Source organism: Desulfomicrobium macestii (assembly GCF_014873765.1).
Taxonomy (GTDB): domain Bacteria; phylum Desulfobacterota; class Desulfovibrionia; order Desulfovibrionales; family Desulfomicrobiaceae; genus Desulfomicrobium; species Desulfomicrobium macestii.
This window is the reverse complement of sequence record NZ_JADBGG010000022.1, coordinates 1-17,339: the sequence shown is the minus strand read 5'-3', so window position 1 is coordinate 17,339 and position 17,339 is coordinate 1. Positions and strand designations below refer to the sequence as shown.

Below are 17,339 nucleotides of genomic sequence, written 5' to 3'. Positions count from 1 at the left end.
CGTTTTGTCAACCTGTATTTCGCTCAACCCAGTCTGGGCTTGGCTTAACGGTACTGCTTGATTTCTTCAAGCACTTGAGCTTCAACCTCAAATCCGGTTTCTAGAGCCTTGTCAAAATACATGATGGCCTTCTTGGGTTCGCCCTTGTCAAGATACGCAAGACCGATGTTATTGTATGCAGGGCCAAACATCGGTTCAATTTCGAGCGCTTTTGAGCATTGCATGATGCATCCGTCCGGATCTCCTAGAGCAAGATAGGCACTGCCAAGAGTAGTATGAGCCTGGATGAATTGCGGATCAAAGCTCAATGCCTTTTTAAGCGCCTTCACAGCCTTGTCCGGATTTTGCTGCTGCATGTGCACAAATCCGATATTTCCCCACGGAACAGCAAAGCGCGGCCGTACTTCGGCAGCTTTTTTGTTCATCTTGAGACATTCATCCAGATTACCCTCGTGCATTGCCAATCCACCAAGCTGCACATAAGCTTCCGCTATGTTCGGCTCCAGCGCCAGCACTTCTTCAAATGCTTTTTTCGCTTCAGTCAGGTTCCGGTCAGCAACCAGGGAAACGCCCAGATTATACAAAAGTGCAGCAGAATCCGGATTATCTTGCAATGCGGCCTTTAACGCATCGACACTTTTAGGACCATAATCAGCTCTTTGTTTCATAAGTACCTACCTAGGGCATATAGTCGTTGATATCGATATTATGCTTTTCAAGTTCTGCAGCATACCATCTGGAAAATTCAAACATTCCAATGTATCGCTCATCACCGTTCACCATGCCCAAACACATTTCAAGAACGCCCTGCCCGTAGGCATTGCTATACTTTTCAGGGGCATGATTCTGCAAATATTCACGCACAAGCTGCTGAGTCGTGCGCTTTGTTCCGTCGGTCCGCCATTCGATCGGCTCCTTTGGCTCGGCAAAAGGATTCCAGCGATCGTAACCTATCCGATCCACGAACTTGCGTCTGCGTGGTGCCATCTTTTCATAGATGGCCTTCTTCTGCGCTTCGTGCTCGTCAGTCATGTTCATGGGTCTATACATCTTTGCCTCCGGGTTCAGAAGTCCCCTGCTCAATGGGCGCCTCGGCCTGGACACCGCCAGTGCCAAAAAATTCATCGGAATAAACCGTCATGAGCGCCGTGGAGACAGGCACGTACATCAGGCGAAAATCGGCATACTGGGATCCTACGGAATCCAGAACCCGGTTGCTGAGAGACAGAAGCATGTCCTGAATACGCTCAAGCTTGACGGCTGGGTAGGGGCGACCGGGTTCGAAACCCGACAAACCGCAAGTATGGGATTTACCGCCGATATCAAGAGGTATGCCGTAAATCCGGCACGTGATGGGACGATAAGCGTAAAGAGCGCACTTGTCCGCGGAATCGAGGAGCGGACAACGAAGGCGCTCCTTGGCCGTCCGGAGCAGAATTTCGGAATGATCGACTTCACCGGCCTCTTTCGAAGCCTTTTTCTTGAGAAGATACGCCTTGCGGTCGGCCTTGTCGGCCTCGATCAGAATTTCATTCCTGCGGATTTCATCAAGCTCGGAAAATTTGTGATTGAGGTACATGGCCTCGATAAGCGTCACATCGAAAAGGGCGTGACAACAATCGCTGCATCCTTCCTTGCAACGCACTTCAGAGGCGAAATTGCCCGAAACCTTTTGAAAGACGGCATCGACTTGAGCCACAAGCGATTCATATTCCGTGAAAAATTGCGATAAATCCAGATTCATGGAGAAATTCCCTCGCTGGGATACGTTCAATCCCGCAGAAATGTCGATTACATGGAAAAAAAGGGACTTGGGATATATTACTTCAGACCGGGCACAGCGTGAAGTTCAAAATTGAAATTGCCGGAGGTAACTGGCAGGCCCCGGCAGGGCCTGCCATTAAAAAAAGACCTAGTTTTCTTCGATGACGATGGCGTTCTGCTCGCAAACTTCGATGCAGGATTCGCAACCAAGACATTCCTCTTCGTTCACAGGGACGGCCTTGCCATTCTGAAGCTCATACACTTCAACAGGGCAAACATCCACACATTCGCCACAACCGATGCACTTGTCGCTGTCGACGATAACCGAATAACCCATGATCAACCTCCAAAATTCTTTTTAATTCCCGCTTATGCGGGTTGAATAAGGGACCCTTACACACCTTCAAAAAGGCTGTAAACCTAAATAGCGGCCTTGATAACAAAGGGAATTAACCCTTTAATTTCAAGGAATAAGAAACGCGGACGCTAAAAATAACGCCCGCGATTATCTTGTTATTCGATTTCCTGCTTAACGCCGATCGCGACCTTGTAGAGGATGGTCAAAACCAGGAAGCCCGTGGCGTAGATACCCAACGATACGCCAAGCTCCAGCTGGCTGGGCACATATTCGGTGATCTCATGCAGCGGGTTCGGCACAAAGCCGCCACCGATCATTCCCAGGCCCTTGTCGATCCAGGCGCCGATGAAGATAAGCAGGCAGCCGATGATCAGCAGGTTGTCCTGCTCCCTGTTCTTGGGATCGATCAGGATAAGGATACCGACAACGGCCATGATCATGGCCGACCACATCCAGGGCACCAGCACTCCGTGTCCGTGATAGCCGACGAACAGGTACTGAAGGTGAGCCATGTGCGAGGGAATCTGGCTGTAGAAAACCGTGAACACTTCGCACAGGAGCAGAAAGAGGTTCACGCACATGGCGTAGACCACTGTCTTTCCAAGCGTGGACAGTACGCCCTTACCGGGATCAAAGCCGGTAAAGATCTTGGCGATATACGTCACCAGAATCAGGAATGCGGGGCCTGCGGCGAAGGCTGATGCCAGGAAGCGCGCGGCCAGAACGGCGGTCAGCCAGTAACCGCGGCCGGGCAGACCGCAATACAGGAAGGCCGTGACCGTATGGATGGAAACAGCCCACGGAATCGACAGATAAATGAAGAACTTGATCCACTTGGGGGGCGCGACCTGTTTGCGTTCGGCCTCAAGGGTAACCCAGCCCACAAGTATGTTGATGAGCAGGTAGCCGTTCAGAACCACCATGTCCCAAAACAGCACGGAGTTGGGTGTGGGATGAAGGAGAACGTTCATCAGGCGCTGCGGAGAACCGAGGTCGGCGACAATGAATAGCAGGCACAAAATGACCATGGCCACGGCGTTGAACTCACCAAGGATGAGAATCTTGCCGAACTTCTGGTAGTTGTGAAGGTATTTCGGAATCACCAGCATGACGGCCGATGCGGCCACGCCGACCAGGAAGGTGAACTGCGCGATGTAAAAACCCCAGGTGACATCACGGCTCATACCCGTGATTGTCAGGCCGTGCGAGAGCTGTTGCCAGTAACACGCAGCCCCGATGCTCATAAGCAGGAGCAAAAAGGCGATCCAACCCCAATAAATTTTTGATCCATTTATGGCTTTTTCAAGCATGGCTCACCCCTTACACGAGATAGTAAACACAAGGTTTGGTTCCAAGGGTCGGACTACGCCTGATGGAAAAACGCTCTGCAAGAAGCTTGCGCACTTCGGATTCAGGGTCGGCCAAATCGCCGAAGGCCAACGCGCCTTCGGAAACCTCGACACAGGCGGGCATCTTGCCTTCAGCCAAACGTTCAGCACAGAACTCGCATTTTTCAACAACGCCCTTGGTCCGCGTGGGAAAGTCGGGATTTGTCGTTTCCAAATGCTTGCGCGGATCCATGAAGTTGAAGCTCCGTGAACCGTAGGGACAGCCGGCCATGCAATAACGGCATCCGATGCAGCGGTGAAAGTCCATCATGACGATGCCGTCTTCGCGCTGGAATGTGGCCTTTGTCGGGCACACGCGCACACAGGGAGGATTGTCGCAATGGTTGCACAGGGCCAACGCGGATTTGGCTCCCGCTTCGGGCTGATACTCATGGAGATCTTCAAGGAAAAGATGATCCATGTGCGTTTCCCAAATCCACTTGATGTTCTGATTTCCCGGAATGGTCGGGACGTTGTGAATGGAGTGACACGTGTGCACGATGTCTTCCATCACCTTTTCGTTGAGTTTGGCGGTATCGATGACCATGGCCCAGCGCGAAGCCGTAAGCGTGTTGGGCCCGGCATGAACCTTGTGCCGGGAAGCAAAGAGAAGGCCTTCGCTCGCGGTTCCGCCGCCTGCGGCCATGAGTTCCGAAGCAGGGCGCACGCCCCATCCCAGAACAGCCATGGCGGCGATCTTCAGAAAGTTTCTACGCTGTGTTTTCATTTCTTCTCCCCCTTCGGATCAACATGACAATCCCAGCAGTAGGGGTTCACCGAAACGGTCGCATGGCATTTGTCGCAGAACTGATCCTTGTTCTCATGGCACTTCATGCAAGTCTTGGTCAGACTCTTCTGGAAAACCTGATGGTTGGCCGTGGAGTGGTATTCATGCTCCCCACTGCGGACGACTTCATCGCGCCAGTTGTTGAGCATGGCCATGTGCTCGGCGCGCATGAATTCCACGCTTTCCACACAGTCCTTGGCGTTCTTGGGCTTTTCCAACTCGGGTCTTTGATATGCGGCGCTGCCGATGTTGTTCCAAAACGGATAGGTCATGAAGACCACGAACACGGCAAGACCGATCAGAATTTTATTCTTGTCGTACATTATTCATCCTCCATCCCGGGCAGGTCTTCACCGCGCAGATCGGTTTCGCGTTCCTTTTCACCAGGAAAGACCAGGGCATTGGCAACAAGTTCATGCAAGCCGCAAACATCGACTTCCGGTACCCAGTACTGCATGGAATTGGGCAGTACAGCCCGGTCGATGGCGCAGACGCATCCGAGCATGTTCACGCCGTATTTGTCATGGACATACTTGACGGCATTGGCGCGGGGCAGTCCGCCCATCATGCGCAATTCGTCGTTCTCACCGGCATTCAGACCGGCGCCGCCACCGCAGCAGAAGGTCTGCTCGCGGATGGTGCCCTCAGGCATTTCGGTGAACTTCTCGACAACGCTCTTGGCGACGAAACGGGGTTCGTCGAGAAGCCCCATGCCGCGAGCGGGGTTACAGGAGTCATGCCAAGTCAGGTGAATGTTGGCGTTGCGCTTCTTGTTCAGATTAAGCTTGCCGTGCTTGATCAGGTCCGCCGTGAATTCGGCGATGTGGACCATCTTGGTGCTGGCCGCATTCTTGAACACCGTTCCGGTAATCGGATTGGAGGGCACTTCCATGCGCGAATGCTGGAATTCGGGCCCGTTCAACGTGTCCATGTACTGATGGATGACGCGCCACATGTGACCGCATTCACCGCCAAGAATCCATTTCACGCCCAAGCGGTCGGCTTCCATGTACATCTTGGAGTTGAGGCGTTTCATGGTCTCATGGGAGGTGAAGAAACCAAAGTTTCCGCCCTCGGAAGCGTAGGTGGACCAGGTCACGTCCAGGCCGTATTCGCGCTTCAGGTACTCGAACAGCATGAGGTAGCCCATGCAGGTATAGGTACCCGGATCGGCGAAAACGTCTCCGGAGGGGGTGATGAAGAGAATGTCGGCGCCCTTCTTGTTGAACGAAGGCTCTGGACGGATACCGGTGATATCTTCGATGTCGTCACAGAAAAAGTCGATCATGTCGAAGAAAGCGTGCGGCTGGATGCCAAGATGGTTGCCCGTGCGGTAGCAATTGGCCACCGGAGTGGCGATCCAGTCGATGTTGAGGCCCAGCAGGTTCAGGAGTTCGCGGCCGATGATTGTCACCTCGGCGGTATCAATGCCGTAAGGACAGAAGACGGAACAGCGGCGGCACTCGGAACACTGGAAGAAATAGTACCACCATTCCTTGAGGACCTCGGGAGTCAGCTTGCGCCCACCGGCAAACCGGCCAAGGATCTTGCCGAAGGTCGTGAATTCGCCGCGATAGACGGAACGCAGCAGCTCTGCGCGCAGCACAGGCATGTTCTTCGGATCACCGGACCCGATGAAGAAATGACATTTGTCCGCGCAAGCGCCGCAACGCACGCAGATGTCCATGAAAATCTTGAACGAGCGGTACTTCTGCAGACGCTCGCGCAGACCGTTAAAGATGATTTCCTGCCAGTTCTCCGGGAGTTTCCAGTCGTCGTCGAGAGGATTCCACTTGCGGGCATGAGGCAGACCCACGTAGTTCACGCTGTCCGGGTTGGCTGCGTAACAGTACCGGCCGGGTTTGATCTCCACCGGCACGTCCATCCAGTCCGCCTTGGGCGGAGTGTAGTCGATATTCGCAAAAAGCGCTTCAGGGCGTGGCAGATCAGACATTACTCGGCTCCTTCTGCTAGAGGCTTGTCCACGGGAAGATCCTTGTCGACCATCTTCTCACGGAATTCGTCCTCGTATTCTTCATATGTGTGATAATGAACGTTCTCGAACTTCCAGGGGTTGATGTGCCTGAACTTTCTGGAAGCACAGTTCATGTTGCGCGTGGGCGAAAGGAACACGCCGCCCATATGCATGAGTTTGCTGAGCGGAAAATAGGCCAGCAGGACGGAAACCAGGAACATGTGGATGTAGAACATCACCCCGATCCCTTCCGGAACGACCCAGGAAAATGTCACCAGCCCCATGGCCAGCTGCTTGACGGAAATGATGTCGACCTTGGCGAAATACCGCATGAAAATTCCCGAAAAGGCGATGCCGAGAATCAGGAACAGCGGAAAGTAATCCTGCACCAAAGATATGTAACGGATCTGGGGAACCACTACGCGGCGCACAAAAAGATAGGTCACGGCGGCGACAAACACGACGTCGGTAAGATAGAGCGTCGGAGCGCCGATCTGCAGCATGCTGTCCATGGCTTCAATGCCGGCGATAATGCCTGGCACCGGCTCTGTGAAAAAGCGCATATGCCGCAGGACAATGGTCAAAAAGGAATAGTGGAAAGCCAAGGCGCCAAGCCACAACCATTTGCTTGAGCTGTAGGTAACCCTTGTACCTTCATGCAGATCAACCTTGGTATTGCGAAACAGCGACCTGAACAACAACACTTCCAAAAGCATCCGCATCACGACGCCGCCCGTGGTGGATGGATTTTCGATGGTGCTCTGCTTGATCCATGGCAGGGACTCCTGCTGGCCGCATGTAGTGGGGATACAAAACGGCACAGCCGATTTCCCCCAATCCACAACTCTCATACAGAATCCCACCACAAAAACCGCGACTGCCAGGAAGGGTATGTACAGCCCAAAGGCTTTTTCCATACCCAACGCCCCGGCGCCCACTAGGGCTAATGCCGCGAGGGCAAAGACCAGGAAAAGGGAGTAAAGAGCTTTCATGTACCTTTTACCTCGCTAAAGGGTTAACACAAAAAATATACTTAACGGACACTACCCCGCTACCTCCTCGTCTTTCAATAAATTAGCCCTCTCAAGCAATTTATGAGTTCTACTATATAACTGATTCGCTTTTTGCTTCCAAAGAAGCTCTCTGCAATTCATGTAAAGATCAAATCCGAGCATTGTCAGTCTATCGACACGAGTGTTCCAGTCATGCAGCATGGCGCTAGCTTCTAGGGCAGGACAAGTCTTCTCAAGCTGACGGAGAACTATCTCCTTGAGGGCAGGAAGAAAACACAGCGCAACAGACGGAGCGAAGCCTTGCACAGCTCTGATGCGCAAGATTCCGTCGAGATCGGTGGAGCACTCATCAACGTCCGCATCGCTGAGCAGTACCTTATATATGCGCTCGACGTTGTTGCGAAAAGTATGTCCCACGGGATTGGCGAACTGGTTGGAAGATCCGGAAAAAAACTTGGCGCCCTCTTCAGGATAGGTCTTGATGATAGCCTCTGACCATAGAGCACAAATGACGTGATGGTTGTCGGCCAAAAATTTGTGTAGTTCCATAAATACCTTAAATCACAGCGTGTTATACTATTTGCCGGTTGACCGCGCAACGCGTTGGAAGAACAGGACAGATTTGCGGGGTTCTTAAATCACCTCCCCATCAAGGTCAAGCTGTTTGTGAAAAATGAGACAAGGAGGCGCCCCAAACTTGGTCATGAATCCAATACGTTAATCGACCTTGCTGCTGCCGGGTCTCAACCATCAAATGATGCGATTAGTCAACTCCCCCAGTGGGGTGCATGCACACTTCGGACTAGGCATCCAGCGTCGCCTATGCTACCTGTGCCGCCACATCCACACCAACTTTCGACCATTCAACGGCGTATCCATGAAGCTGCGAATTCTTTTCATTTCCCTGCTTTGCGTCACCTCCTTGCTGGCCTTGTCCGTTCTTGCCCCGGCCGCCGCGCAGGACGAGGCTCCCCAGTCCTGGCGCCTGCTGGCCGACAAGACGGCCGCAAGCCACGACAACCAGTACCTTGAAGCATTTGGAAACGTCGTGCTGGACAGGGGTAGCGACTACATCCGTGCCGATTATGCGCGTTATTATCAGTCCACGAAATGGGTCTTTCTCAAGGGCAATGTCGACGCCAGATTTCAAGGCGATTTCCTGAAGGCCGAGGAAGCGGAGTTCGATCTCAACACGAATACCGGATGGCTCAAGAACGGCCGGATCTTCATGCAAGACCCGCATATGTATTTTGAAGGCGCGGTTCTCAAAAAAACAGGCCAAGACACGTACGAATTTCGCGAAGCCACCATCACGGTCTGCGATGGAGACCGGCCGGCCTGGTCGATCAAGTCGTCACGAGGCGACATCACGGTGGACGGCTATGCACACCTCTGGACGCCCCGTTTTCAGATTCTCGATCAGCCCGTTCTTGCCGCGCCCTACGCGGTGATACCCGTCAAGACCAAAAGACAAAGCGGCTTTCTCCTCCCGGAAATCGGCACCAGCGACCGCCTCGGCATCACCTACGACCAGCCCTATTATCAGGTCATCGACGAAGAGCAGGACGTCACGCTCTATTCGCACCTCATGACCAGCAAGGGCCTCATGCTCGGCGCCGAATACCGCATGGTGCCCGACATCCACAGCAAGGGAATCTGGAAGCTCGATTATCTCTATGACCAGCAGACCGAAAGCGAGTCGCTTTACAGCGACAACGCCGACATGGCGCGTGAAAACCGCAATCGCTGGTGGGCTCGCGGCAAATTCGACGGCTACCTCGGCGAGCCTGACTGGAATATCAAATTCGATCTGGATATGGTTTCTGATCAGGATTACCTGCGTGAATTTTCGCGCGGATACTCCGGTTTCAACAAAAGCCGTCGTGATTTTCTTCAATATTTTGGTCGCGACATCGAAGACAGCGACAGCAATCTGCGGACCAACCGTGCCCTCCTGAGCCGCAACTGGGGCGACATAGGCTTCCAAGGACTTCTGGAATACACGCAGAATCTTGAATACGGCAGCAATAATAACCTCACCGAAAAACAAAGAGCCTCCGACCCCACGCTGCAGAGGCTCCCTGAACTCAACCTTCATTTATATCAGACGCAGCTGTTTGACACGCCACTGACCGTTGAAGGAAGTTCACAGCTGGCCTCATTTTGGAGAGAATACGGGACTACAGGCAACCGTTTTGATATTCATCCGATAATCGGCATGCCGATGCACTTTGAATATGGATCCATAATTCCAAAAGCAGGCATGCGCAGTACAAGCTATTTCATACAGCGATTTGAAGGTGATGATGACAATGTCGACACGGACAAGAGTACTCAGACAAGATTTCTTCCTGATTTTTCCACAACGGCCTACACCGAATTTTCTAAAATTTTTACCATTAATGAAGAAAGCAGCATCGATAAAGATGCACAAACTCCGACATGGCTGAAATTGAAACATGCTCTTCAGCCGCGTCTGGAATACAATTATATCCCCTATTCCGAGCAGGAAAAATATCCCTATTTTGATGAAACTGATCGGATCGACGCAAAAAACGAGCTCAAATACTCCATTACGAATATTTTCACCTGCAAAACAGGAAAATGGCAGCCAAGTCCTGAAGAACAGGGACAGCCTGGTCTGCAAATGGACTTCTTTGAAATGGCGAGACTGCGATTTGAACAGTCCTACAGCCTCCGGGAAGAAAGACGGAACGACGACACGGACGAGTACCCCAACCGTCCCTTTTCGGACGTGTTGACGGATTTGACCACCAGAATCAATCCTTGGCTTTACCTGAACAACAAGACCTGGTTCTCCACGTACGAAAGCCGGATCAGCGAGCATGAACACTCCCTTTCAGCCTACTACGACGATGTTTTGTACGCCTCGTTCGGCCTGGATTTTCTTGAAGAGATCGACGAATATCTGCGGCAGGAACAAGAGCGCCAGCGCATCGCCTCTTTCGGCGGCGGGATTGCCATAAACAATCAATGGAGCGCCGCTTTTTTGTACCGCGTCGATTGGGAAGCCAGCACCGATCTGGAAAAAAGACTGACATTGCGCTATGACCACCAGTGCTTCTCCGCTGAAACATCATGGAGCCAAACCGACGAGGACTCCCGCTTCGAATTTCGTGTCATCCTCGCACAATTGGGATCATTGGGCCGTTAAGACATGCATCCGAAAAAACAGATCCGCCTCCTGCCTCCCGAGTTACAGAACCAGATCGCTGCCGGCGAAGTCGTCGAACGGCCCTCCAGCGTCCTGAAGGAACTTGTCGAGAACTCCCTGGATGCGGGCGCGACCCGAATCCGCATTCAAATCCGGGACGGTGGACAATCATCCATCAAAGTCAGTGACAACGGATTCGGCATCCCGGAAGAGCAGCTTGAACTTGCCGTGACGCGCCACGCCACCAGCAAATTGGAAAACCTTCAGGACCTACAGGACATAAAAAGCTTCGGATTTCGCGGAGAAGCCTTGCCAAGCATAGCTTCGGTCTCCCGCTTTCGCATTGCCTCCGCCCGCCAGGATGGCGATGGCGGGGTCCTGGAAGTTTTGCATGGGCGCATTGTGCGTCAGGACAAAACCGCCATGCCCCAAGGGACGGAAATAGAGGTCAGCGATCTTTTCTCCAACGTCCCGGCCCGCCTCAAATTCCTGAAAAAACCAGGCACCGAGACACGCAAATGCGCCGAACTTGTAGCTCGCATCGCACTTGCCAACCCCCATGTAGATTTTGAATTCCTGAATGCTGAACGCAGCGTACACCGCTTCCTGGCAGGCCAGGAAGTCGCGCAGCGACTTGCGGCCATCTGGCCAAGAGAAGTTGTCGAATCCATGCATGCAGTCAGCCATGAGGATGAGCCGCTGTCCATTCACGGACTTGTCGGCGACCCCGCCATGGCCCAGGCCCGCCCGGACCGCATTCTTATCTACGTCAACGGCCGCCCTGTTCAGGACAAGACGATCCTGAGCGCCATCCGCGAAGCGTACCGGGGAAGAATTCTTGGCAAGGAGTATCCGCAGGCGGTCATTTTTCTGTGCATCCCCCCGGAGGAGGTCGATGTGAACGTGCATCCGGCCAAAACCGAAGTTCGTTTTCAGGACGACGGCTCCATTTTCCGGATCGTTCGCAGAGCCGTCCTTCTGACCTTGGAACGCAATTCCCATCAGACGCAGACCGTTGATCACCCCCAGGCGCTTTCCATAAGCCAGGTGCATACGACTTTGCCCGTGATGGAGCCTCGTTTTTCCGCATCCGCCCAGGCGCAGGTTGAAACGGGACCGGATCTCCCCCTCTATGACCAGGATTGGCCCACAAAATTCGCATCCTCGGCTGCAGCGCAAAAACTCTTCGAAACCCCGGACGGCGCTTTCCCTGAAGCCGACCAGCCAAGTCGACTCGCACCCGCGATCCAGCCACCTTCAGGCCCGGCGAGCGATCCAAAAGCTCCCGTAACGTCGGAAGTGCGATATCTGGGACAATTTTCCCAAACATACCTGATCCTTGCCGCACGCAACGAAATCACGCTTATCGACCAGCACGCGGCCCACGAACGTGTCCTCTTCAACATGCTGCGCGCCCAAGGCACGCGCGGCGACAGACGGCCGCTTCTCCTTCCCCTCGAAATTTCTCTTCATCCCGCGCAGGCGATCCTGGCGCAGGAAATCTGGACAAAACTCGACGAGCTGGGGTTTTCTCTTGAACTGGCCCCGGGACTCCTGATGCTGCATTCCATTCCGACGCTCCTGACACCATCCAAGGCCAAGGAATTTCTGCAGGACATCCTGACCGAGAAGGCCACCTCCATGGAAGATCTCTGGGCGATGATGGCCTGCAAAGCCGCTATCAAGGCCGGAGACACCCTCACGCCGGACGAGGCGATGGCGCTTGTCGAATCATGGCAAAAACTGCCGGAAAAAAATTACTGCCCGCATGGCCGCCCGGTTGCGCTGCGGTGGGGTGTAAGCGATCTGGAAAAATTGTTTAAACGCCGCTCCTAGAGCGCTCATTTCCATCAGAATTGGACCACAGGAGGATTGTTTGAATATTCTTATAGTTGGAGCCGGTGGACGGGAACACGCCCTGGCATGGAAGATCAGTCAAAGTCCGCTTCTGGACAAATTGTTCATAGCGCCGGGCAATGGTGGAACCGCCCTTCTGGGCACCAACGTCCCACTCAAGGATAACGACGTGGAAGGCATTGTCGCTTTTGCCCGCGACAACCAAATAGGGCTTGTCGTCGCCGGACCGGAACTACCCCTTGTCCTTGGGCTGAACGAGGCCCTGAAAGCGGTAAATATCCCTTGTTTCGGCCCGTGCACTTTTGACGCTCAATTGGAAGGCTCCAAGGCATTCGCCAAAAACATGATGCGGGAAACCGGAGTACCGACAGCAGACTTCCAAGTCTTCGATAGTCATGAGCGGGCTCTGGAATATGTGCGCGGGCACTCCCTGCCCATGGTCATCAAGGCTGACGGCCTGGCTGCCGGAAAAGGCGTGGTCATCGCCCAAAGCATGGACGAAGCAGAAGAGGCCCTAAGGGACATGATGGTCACGCAGGTGTTCGGAGAGGCCGGACAAACAGTCGTGGTCGAAGAGGCCTTGATCGGCGAGGAAGCTTCTTTCATGGCTTTTTGCGACGGAACCACGATCGTGCCCATGCCTTCGTTGCAGGACCACAAGCGCATCGGGGACGACGACACCGGCCTCAACACCGGCGGCATGGGAGCCTACAGCCCCGCCCCCATTCTGCCGCAGGAGCGTTACCAGGCCATGGCCGATCTGGCCATCCGTCCTATTACCAGACATCTGGCGTCCATTGGCCAGCCCTTCAAAGGCGTTCTCTATGCCGGCTTGATGATCACCGAGCAGGGCACTATGGTGCTGGAGTATAATGTCCGCTTCGGTGATCCCGAATGTCAGCCGCTCATGGCCAGGCTCAAATCTGATCTGGTAGAAATCATGCTTGCTTGCGTGAACGGCACCCTTGCTCCAGAGCTGGTGGAGTTCCACGAGGAGACCAGCTGCTGTGTCGTGATGGCCGCTCTGGGCTACCCGCAAAGTTATCCCAAGGGAATGGCCATCAACGGCATCGAAGCCGCGGAGCAGATCGAATCCGTCAAAGTCTTCCAGGCCGGCACACAGTTGCAAGACGGCATTCCCGTCAGCAGCGGCGGCCGGGTCCTGGGCGTCACAGCCCTGGGCACGAACCTACGTCAAGCGCGTGAGCGGGCTTACCAGGCGGTGGACAAAATCCATTTTGAAAACAGCTATTATCGCAAAGATATCGCTAACAAGGGATTAAGGAGGTCATGATGCCACAGGTAGCAATCTTCATGGGAAGCAAATCCGACGAGAGCACAGTACGCCCTTGCGCGGATGTCCTGGAAAAACTGGGAATTTCCTGCACCTTCACCATCACGTCAGCTCATCGTACACCGGAGCGCACCTCCCGCCTGATCAAGGAGCTGGAGGAAGACGGGGTTCAGGTCTTTATCTGCGCTGCCGGCCTTGCCGCTCATCTGGCAGGTGCTGTTGCGGCCAAAACGGTGCGTCCGGTCCTTGGGATACCAATTTCCGCGTCATCGCTGGGAGGCTGGGATGCGCTGCTGGCCACCGTTCAGATGCCCCCCGGATTTCCTGTTGGCACACTGGCTCTGGACAAGGTCGGAGCACGCAACGCGGCCTGGCTTGCAGCCCAGATTCTGGCCCTCCACGATCCTGAGCTTACGAAACGGATACTTGAGGAACGGCGTAAGATGATCGAGCAGGTGGAAGAAGACGCAAAAACCCTGTAAGATCAAAAGCACAAAAAAAGGCGACCTGCGGGCCGCCTTTTTTTGTGCTTATTTATTATCTTATTGGAGGTACTTGAAGAACTCGCTCTGCGGTGTCAGGACAAACTGGGTCTGATCCTTCATGGTCTTCTTGTAAGCATCCATGGTTCGCACGAATTCATAGAAGTCAGGGTCCTGGGACAGGGCCTGTGCATAGATGGCCGTTGCGGCGGCTTCGCCCTCGCCTCGGGTAGCCTCGGCGGCACGGCGAGCATCGGCCAGAATGACAGCCCGCTGGCGATCCGCCAGGGTCGTGATCTTGGTGGCCTCTTCCCGGCCTTCGGAGCGATACTGCTTGGCTTGGCGTTCACGTTCGGCCTTCATGCGGCCATAGATCGCAAGCTGGTTTTCCTGGGGCAAATCCGTCCGCTTGATGCGCACATCAATGATGTGAATCCCGTATTCACCCAACAGTACGTTAGATTTTGTTGTCACTTCGTCCATGATTGTGGATCGCTCAACGGCCACGATTTCGGTGAGCGTATAACGGCCCAAGGCTTCGCGCAACTGTGAGTAAACAATATCATCAATGCGGGACAAGCCATTTTGTACACTTCGAACTTTTTGATAAAACAAAAGGGGATTGACAATCCTCCATCTGGAAAAGTTGTCAACAACCATGTTTTTCTTATCCTGGGTAAGAATTTCTGCAGCAGGTGCATCGTATTCGAGAACCCTGGAATCAAAAAATATGACATTCTGAACAAAAGGAAGCTTGAAATGCAGGCCAGGTTCATAGTCAGCATTGCCGACAGGTTTACCCAGCTGCAAGACGATAGCTCGCTCAGTCTGATCAACCACAAAAACACATTGCAGCAGAATGAAAACAGCTATGCCTATTCCGGCTATTGCAAATTGAATTGATCTCATCAGTTCACTCCTCCGTCTTTACCCTGGCCGTTCACGGCAGCCTTTCCGGAGCGCTGCAAAGGCAAATAGGGGAATACCCGCTGCATGGAATCATTAGAGATAATAATTTTCTCCACTTCGGGCCTGGAAAGGATCTCTTCCATTGTTTCAAGATAAATGCGCTTTTTGGTGATGTCCTTTGCTTTCCGGTATTCTTCAAGGACAAAAAGAAAACGATCGCTGTCACCCTTGGACTGCAGGATCTTGGTTTCCTTGTAAGCCTGCGCTTGGTTCATGATGGCTGCGGCCTCACCTCGCGTGCGTGGAACCAGATCATTCTCGTAGGCTTCCGCCTCATTGATGAAACGGCTCTTGTCCTCTTTGGCGCTGGCGACATCCTTGAAGGCGTCAATGACCTGGCGAGGAGGATGAACATCCTGCAACTGAACGGCGACAACCCTGATGCCGATCTTGTAGCTGTCCAGGATTTTTTGCAGCAGATCACGCGTGTCATTCTGGATGGTCAGCTTGTCATCGGTGAGGGCGGCATCGATCTTGTTATAGCCGATGACTTCACGCATGGCCGCTTCGGCAGCATCCTTGACAGTTTTATCCTGATTGGCGACGTTGAACAGATAGTCCTGTGCGTTATCGATCAGGAACTGAACGATGAACTGGACGTCGACGATATTTTCGTCGCCGGTGAGCATCAGGGATTCCTCTGGGACCTGCCGTACCTGGACACCTGAACCTACGGTAAAGGCGGTGCTCCCACGAAATCCAACTTCAAGCCGCTGAATCTTGGTGACTTGAGGAGTCAGCACGGATTCAAACGGAAAAGGCAGCCGATAATGCGGTCCAGGTTCAGTGGTGCGTTCATAGGCACCAAAGCGTTTGACAACGCCAACTTCATCCGGCTGAACGATATAGATACCGCTCCCGAGCCAGAACAAAAGGGCCACAAGCAAGATGATTCGCCAACCTGGCAAATTCATCTGTTTAAACTGTTTGACTTTTTCGTTTAAATCACCAAGATCCGGCCCAGGCATGGGGCCAGACTGCCTCTGTCGTTTTTCTTGTAGTTTTTCCCAGTCCCAATTCATAGTGCTCCTTCGTAAAAGACTCCCACCGCAAGGTCAAGGAATCGTGGACAACGCCTGGATAATCGCATCAACCTGCCAAACAATAAAAATGAGGATAACGTGAGCGATACATTGATTACTATCTATACCGACGGCTCAAGCCTGGGCAACCCTGGTCCGGGTGGCTGGGGCGCAGTGCTCCTGTGGGCCGATTCGAGAAAGGAACTGAGCCGAGGGTACATTGAAACCACGAACAATCGCATGGAAATCCGGGGAGTTATTCATGCCCTGGAGCACCTAAAAAGGCCGTGCACCGTGCATATCCATTCAGATTCGCGCTATGTGTGCGACGCCATATCCAAAAAATGGATTCAGTCCTGGATAAAGAACGGCTGGCTGACCTCGGCCAAAAAACCTGTCAAGAACAGGGACCTTTGGGAGCAGCTCCTGGCTTTGTTAAAAAAACACAAGGTGATATTCCACTGGGTGAAAGCTCACGATGGAAACCCGGAAAACGAACGCTGTGACGAATTGGCCAAGAATGCGGCCAAAGCTTATGATCGCGAAATTGATGAAGGATATTCCGGGAATATATGACATGTCCATCCCTAATCGTCACTGCAAAACTCTAAAAAAAAACGAACTTTTTAGAGACCACTCCGAAATTTTCAAACCCGGAAGAGCAGTTCGAATGCGTGGACAAGAAACGCGATGCCTATCCCTATTTTGACAGCCAAGCCAAGAACCTTGCCAATCATGGCGCCCAAAGCCGCTTTCTTGGCCTCGACAAACGGGCGATGGTTCATCAGCTCAACTCCAAGACAACCCAAATAAGCCCCGCCTACCGCGCCTAAAAGGGCGCCAAGGCCAAGAAAAAAAGGGGCTCCAAGAATCGCTCCAAAGATGGCACCGGCAAAGGCACCCCAGTTCCCCGAGGAAGACGCACCATATTTGCGAGCGCCGACGGCTTGCAAGGCAAACTCGATGCACTCGCCAAGAAAGGCAACAGCAACGAAAACCAAAAAAGTGGTCAATGTAAGGGGAGATTCAGGAGTAATCCAGGACCAGGCACCCAAAATCAGGATGATGAACCAGTTTGCCGGAAAAGAAAAAATATGGGTGAAGAAAGCGAGGACAAGCAGAAGAAAGGTGAGGATGGCGAGAGTGATACTCATTGTGTGGAGAAGAGAATAAAAAAGTCCTGGCGACGACCTACTTTCCCACAAGTGAACTTGCAGTATCATCGGCGCTGGAGGTCTTAACTTCCGAGTTCGGA

Annotated in this window: 18 protein-coding genes and 1 rRNA gene; 5 read left to right on the top strand and 14 right to left on the bottom strand. The window is 53.1% G+C overall.

From position 1 onward, the window contains the following. Window positions 1–44: 44 nt before the first annotated feature. The 10 genes from H4684_RS13885 to H4684_RS13840 form a co-directional block, all read right to left on the bottom strand. Window positions 45–668, bottom strand: a complete 624-nt coding sequence (locus H4684_RS13885) for a tetratricopeptide repeat protein (protein ID WP_192624185.1) — start codon at window positions 666–668, stop codon at window positions 45–47. A 10-nt stretch (window positions 669–678) separates the two neighbouring features. Continuing rightward, a complete protein-coding gene (locus H4684_RS13880; RefSeq protein WP_192624184.1) occupies window positions 679–1,050 on the bottom strand; it encodes a hypothetical protein in 372 nt (123 codons plus the stop codon). Beyond that, complete coding sequence (locus tag H4684_RS13875; RefSeq protein ID WP_192624183.1) at window positions 1,043–1,744, bottom strand: YkgJ family cysteine cluster protein; 702 nt, start codon at window positions 1,742–1,744, stop codon at window positions 1,043–1,045. The genes H4684_RS13880 and H4684_RS13875 overlap by 8 nt, the downstream gene beginning before the upstream one ends. Window positions 1,745–1,912: 168 nt before the next feature. Further along, complete coding sequence (locus H4684_RS13870) at window positions 1,913–2,101, bottom strand: ferredoxin (protein WP_092194124.1); 189 nt, start codon at window positions 2,099–2,101, stop codon at window positions 1,913–1,915. A gap of 176 nt (window positions 2,102–2,277) precedes the next feature. Further along, entirely contained in the window at window positions 2,278–3,432 is a 1,155-nt protein-coding gene (gene dsrP, locus H4684_RS13865; RefSeq protein WP_192624182.1) for a sulfate reduction electron transfer complex DsrMKJOP subunit DsrP, read from the bottom strand. 10 nt (window positions 3,433–3,442) lie between these two features. Beyond that, window positions 3,443–4,237 carry a sulfate reduction electron transfer complex DsrMKJOP subunit DsrO gene (dsrO, locus tag H4684_RS13860; RefSeq protein ID WP_192624181.1) on the bottom strand — a complete coding sequence of 265 codons (795 nt, stop codon included), beginning with the start codon at window positions 4,235–4,237 and terminating at the stop codon, window positions 3,443–3,445. Next, a complete protein-coding gene (gene dsrJ, locus H4684_RS13855) occupies window positions 4,234–4,620 on the bottom strand; it encodes a sulfate reduction electron transfer complex DsrMKJOP subunit DsrJ (protein ID WP_192624180.1) in 387 nt (128 codons plus the stop codon). Before dsrJ ends, dsrO begins: the two co-directional genes overlap by 4 nt. Beyond that, window positions 4,620–6,251 (bottom strand): sulfate reduction electron transfer complex DsrMKJOP subunit DsrK, encoded by a 1,632-nt coding sequence (gene dsrK / locus H4684_RS13850; protein WP_092194117.1) that lies wholly within the window; start codon window positions 6,249–6,251, stop codon window positions 4,620–4,622. Before dsrK ends, dsrJ begins: the two co-directional genes overlap by 1 nt. After that, window positions 6,251–7,264: a sulfate reduction electron transfer complex DsrMKJOP subunit DsrM gene (gene dsrM / locus H4684_RS13845; RefSeq protein ID WP_192624179.1), complete on the bottom strand. Its 1,014-nt coding sequence runs from the start codon at window positions 7,262–7,264 to the stop codon at window positions 6,251–6,253. The genes dsrK and dsrM overlap by 1 nt, the downstream gene beginning before the upstream one ends. A 51-nt stretch (window positions 7,265–7,315) precedes the next feature. After that, window positions 7,316–7,834, bottom strand: a complete 519-nt coding sequence (locus H4684_RS13840) for an RsbRD N-terminal domain-containing protein (RefSeq protein ID WP_192624178.1) — start codon at window positions 7,832–7,834, stop codon at window positions 7,316–7,318. A gap of 328 nt (window positions 7,835–8,162) precedes the next feature. Between H4684_RS13840 and H4684_RS13835 the strand changes: the two genes are divergently transcribed. The 4 genes from H4684_RS13835 to purE are packed head-to-tail and all read left to right on the top strand — an operon-like array spanning window position 8,163 to window position 14,093. Next, window positions 8,163–10,460 carry an LPS-assembly protein LptD gene (locus H4684_RS13835; RefSeq protein ID WP_192624177.1) on the top strand — a complete coding sequence of 766 codons (2,298 nt, stop codon included), beginning with the start codon at window positions 8,163–8,165 and terminating at the stop codon, window positions 10,458–10,460. Between the two features lie 3 nt (window positions 10,461–10,463). Beyond that, window positions 10,464–12,296 carry a DNA mismatch repair endonuclease MutL gene (gene mutL / locus H4684_RS13830; RefSeq protein ID WP_192624176.1) on the top strand — a complete coding sequence of 611 codons (1,833 nt, stop codon included), beginning with the start codon at window positions 10,464–10,466 and terminating at the stop codon, window positions 12,294–12,296. Window positions 12,297–12,336: 40 nt separating this feature from the next. Then, on the top strand, window positions 12,337–13,611 hold the full coding sequence (gene purD / locus H4684_RS13825) for a phosphoribosylamine--glycine ligase (protein ID WP_192624175.1): 1,275 nt from the start codon (window positions 12,337–12,339) through the stop codon (window positions 13,609–13,611). Next, the gene (gene purE, locus H4684_RS13820; RefSeq protein WP_092194105.1) at window positions 13,611–14,093 is read left to right on the top strand and encodes a 5-(carboxyamino)imidazole ribonucleotide mutase; all 483 of its coding nucleotides are present in this window, start codon (window positions 13,611–13,613) and stop codon (window positions 14,091–14,093) included. The genes purD and purE overlap by 1 nt, the downstream gene beginning before the upstream one ends. Window positions 14,094–14,153: 60 nt before the next feature. Here purE and hflC read toward each other — a convergent pair whose 3' ends face one another. Together hflC and hflK are read right to left on the bottom strand one after the other, a co-directional pair. After that, complete coding sequence (hflC, locus tag H4684_RS13815) at window positions 14,154–15,002, bottom strand: protease modulator HflC (protein WP_092194103.1); 849 nt, start codon at window positions 15,000–15,002, stop codon at window positions 14,154–14,156. Next, window positions 15,002–16,084 (bottom strand): FtsH protease activity modulator HflK, encoded by a 1,083-nt coding sequence (hflK, locus tag H4684_RS13810; protein ID WP_192624174.1) that lies wholly within the window; start codon window positions 16,082–16,084, stop codon window positions 15,002–15,004. The genes hflC and hflK overlap by 1 nt, the downstream gene beginning before the upstream one ends. A gap of 99 nt (window positions 16,085–16,183) precedes the next feature. Between hflK and rnhA the strand changes: the two genes are divergently transcribed. Further along, window positions 16,184–16,660, top strand: coding sequence for a ribonuclease HI (rnhA, locus tag H4684_RS13805; protein ID WP_192624173.1), 477 nt, complete (start codon window positions 16,184–16,186; stop codon window positions 16,658–16,660). A gap of 71 nt (window positions 16,661–16,731) precedes the next feature. Here rnhA and H4684_RS13800 read toward each other — a convergent pair whose 3' ends face one another. Next, entirely contained in the window at window positions 16,732–17,238 is a 507-nt protein-coding gene (locus tag H4684_RS13800; protein WP_192624172.1) for a DUF456 domain-containing protein, read from the bottom strand. A 24-nt stretch (window positions 17,239–17,262) separates the two neighbouring features. Then, a 5S ribosomal RNA gene (gene rrf / locus H4684_RS21355) occupies window positions 17,263–17,339 on the bottom strand; the annotation flags it as partial.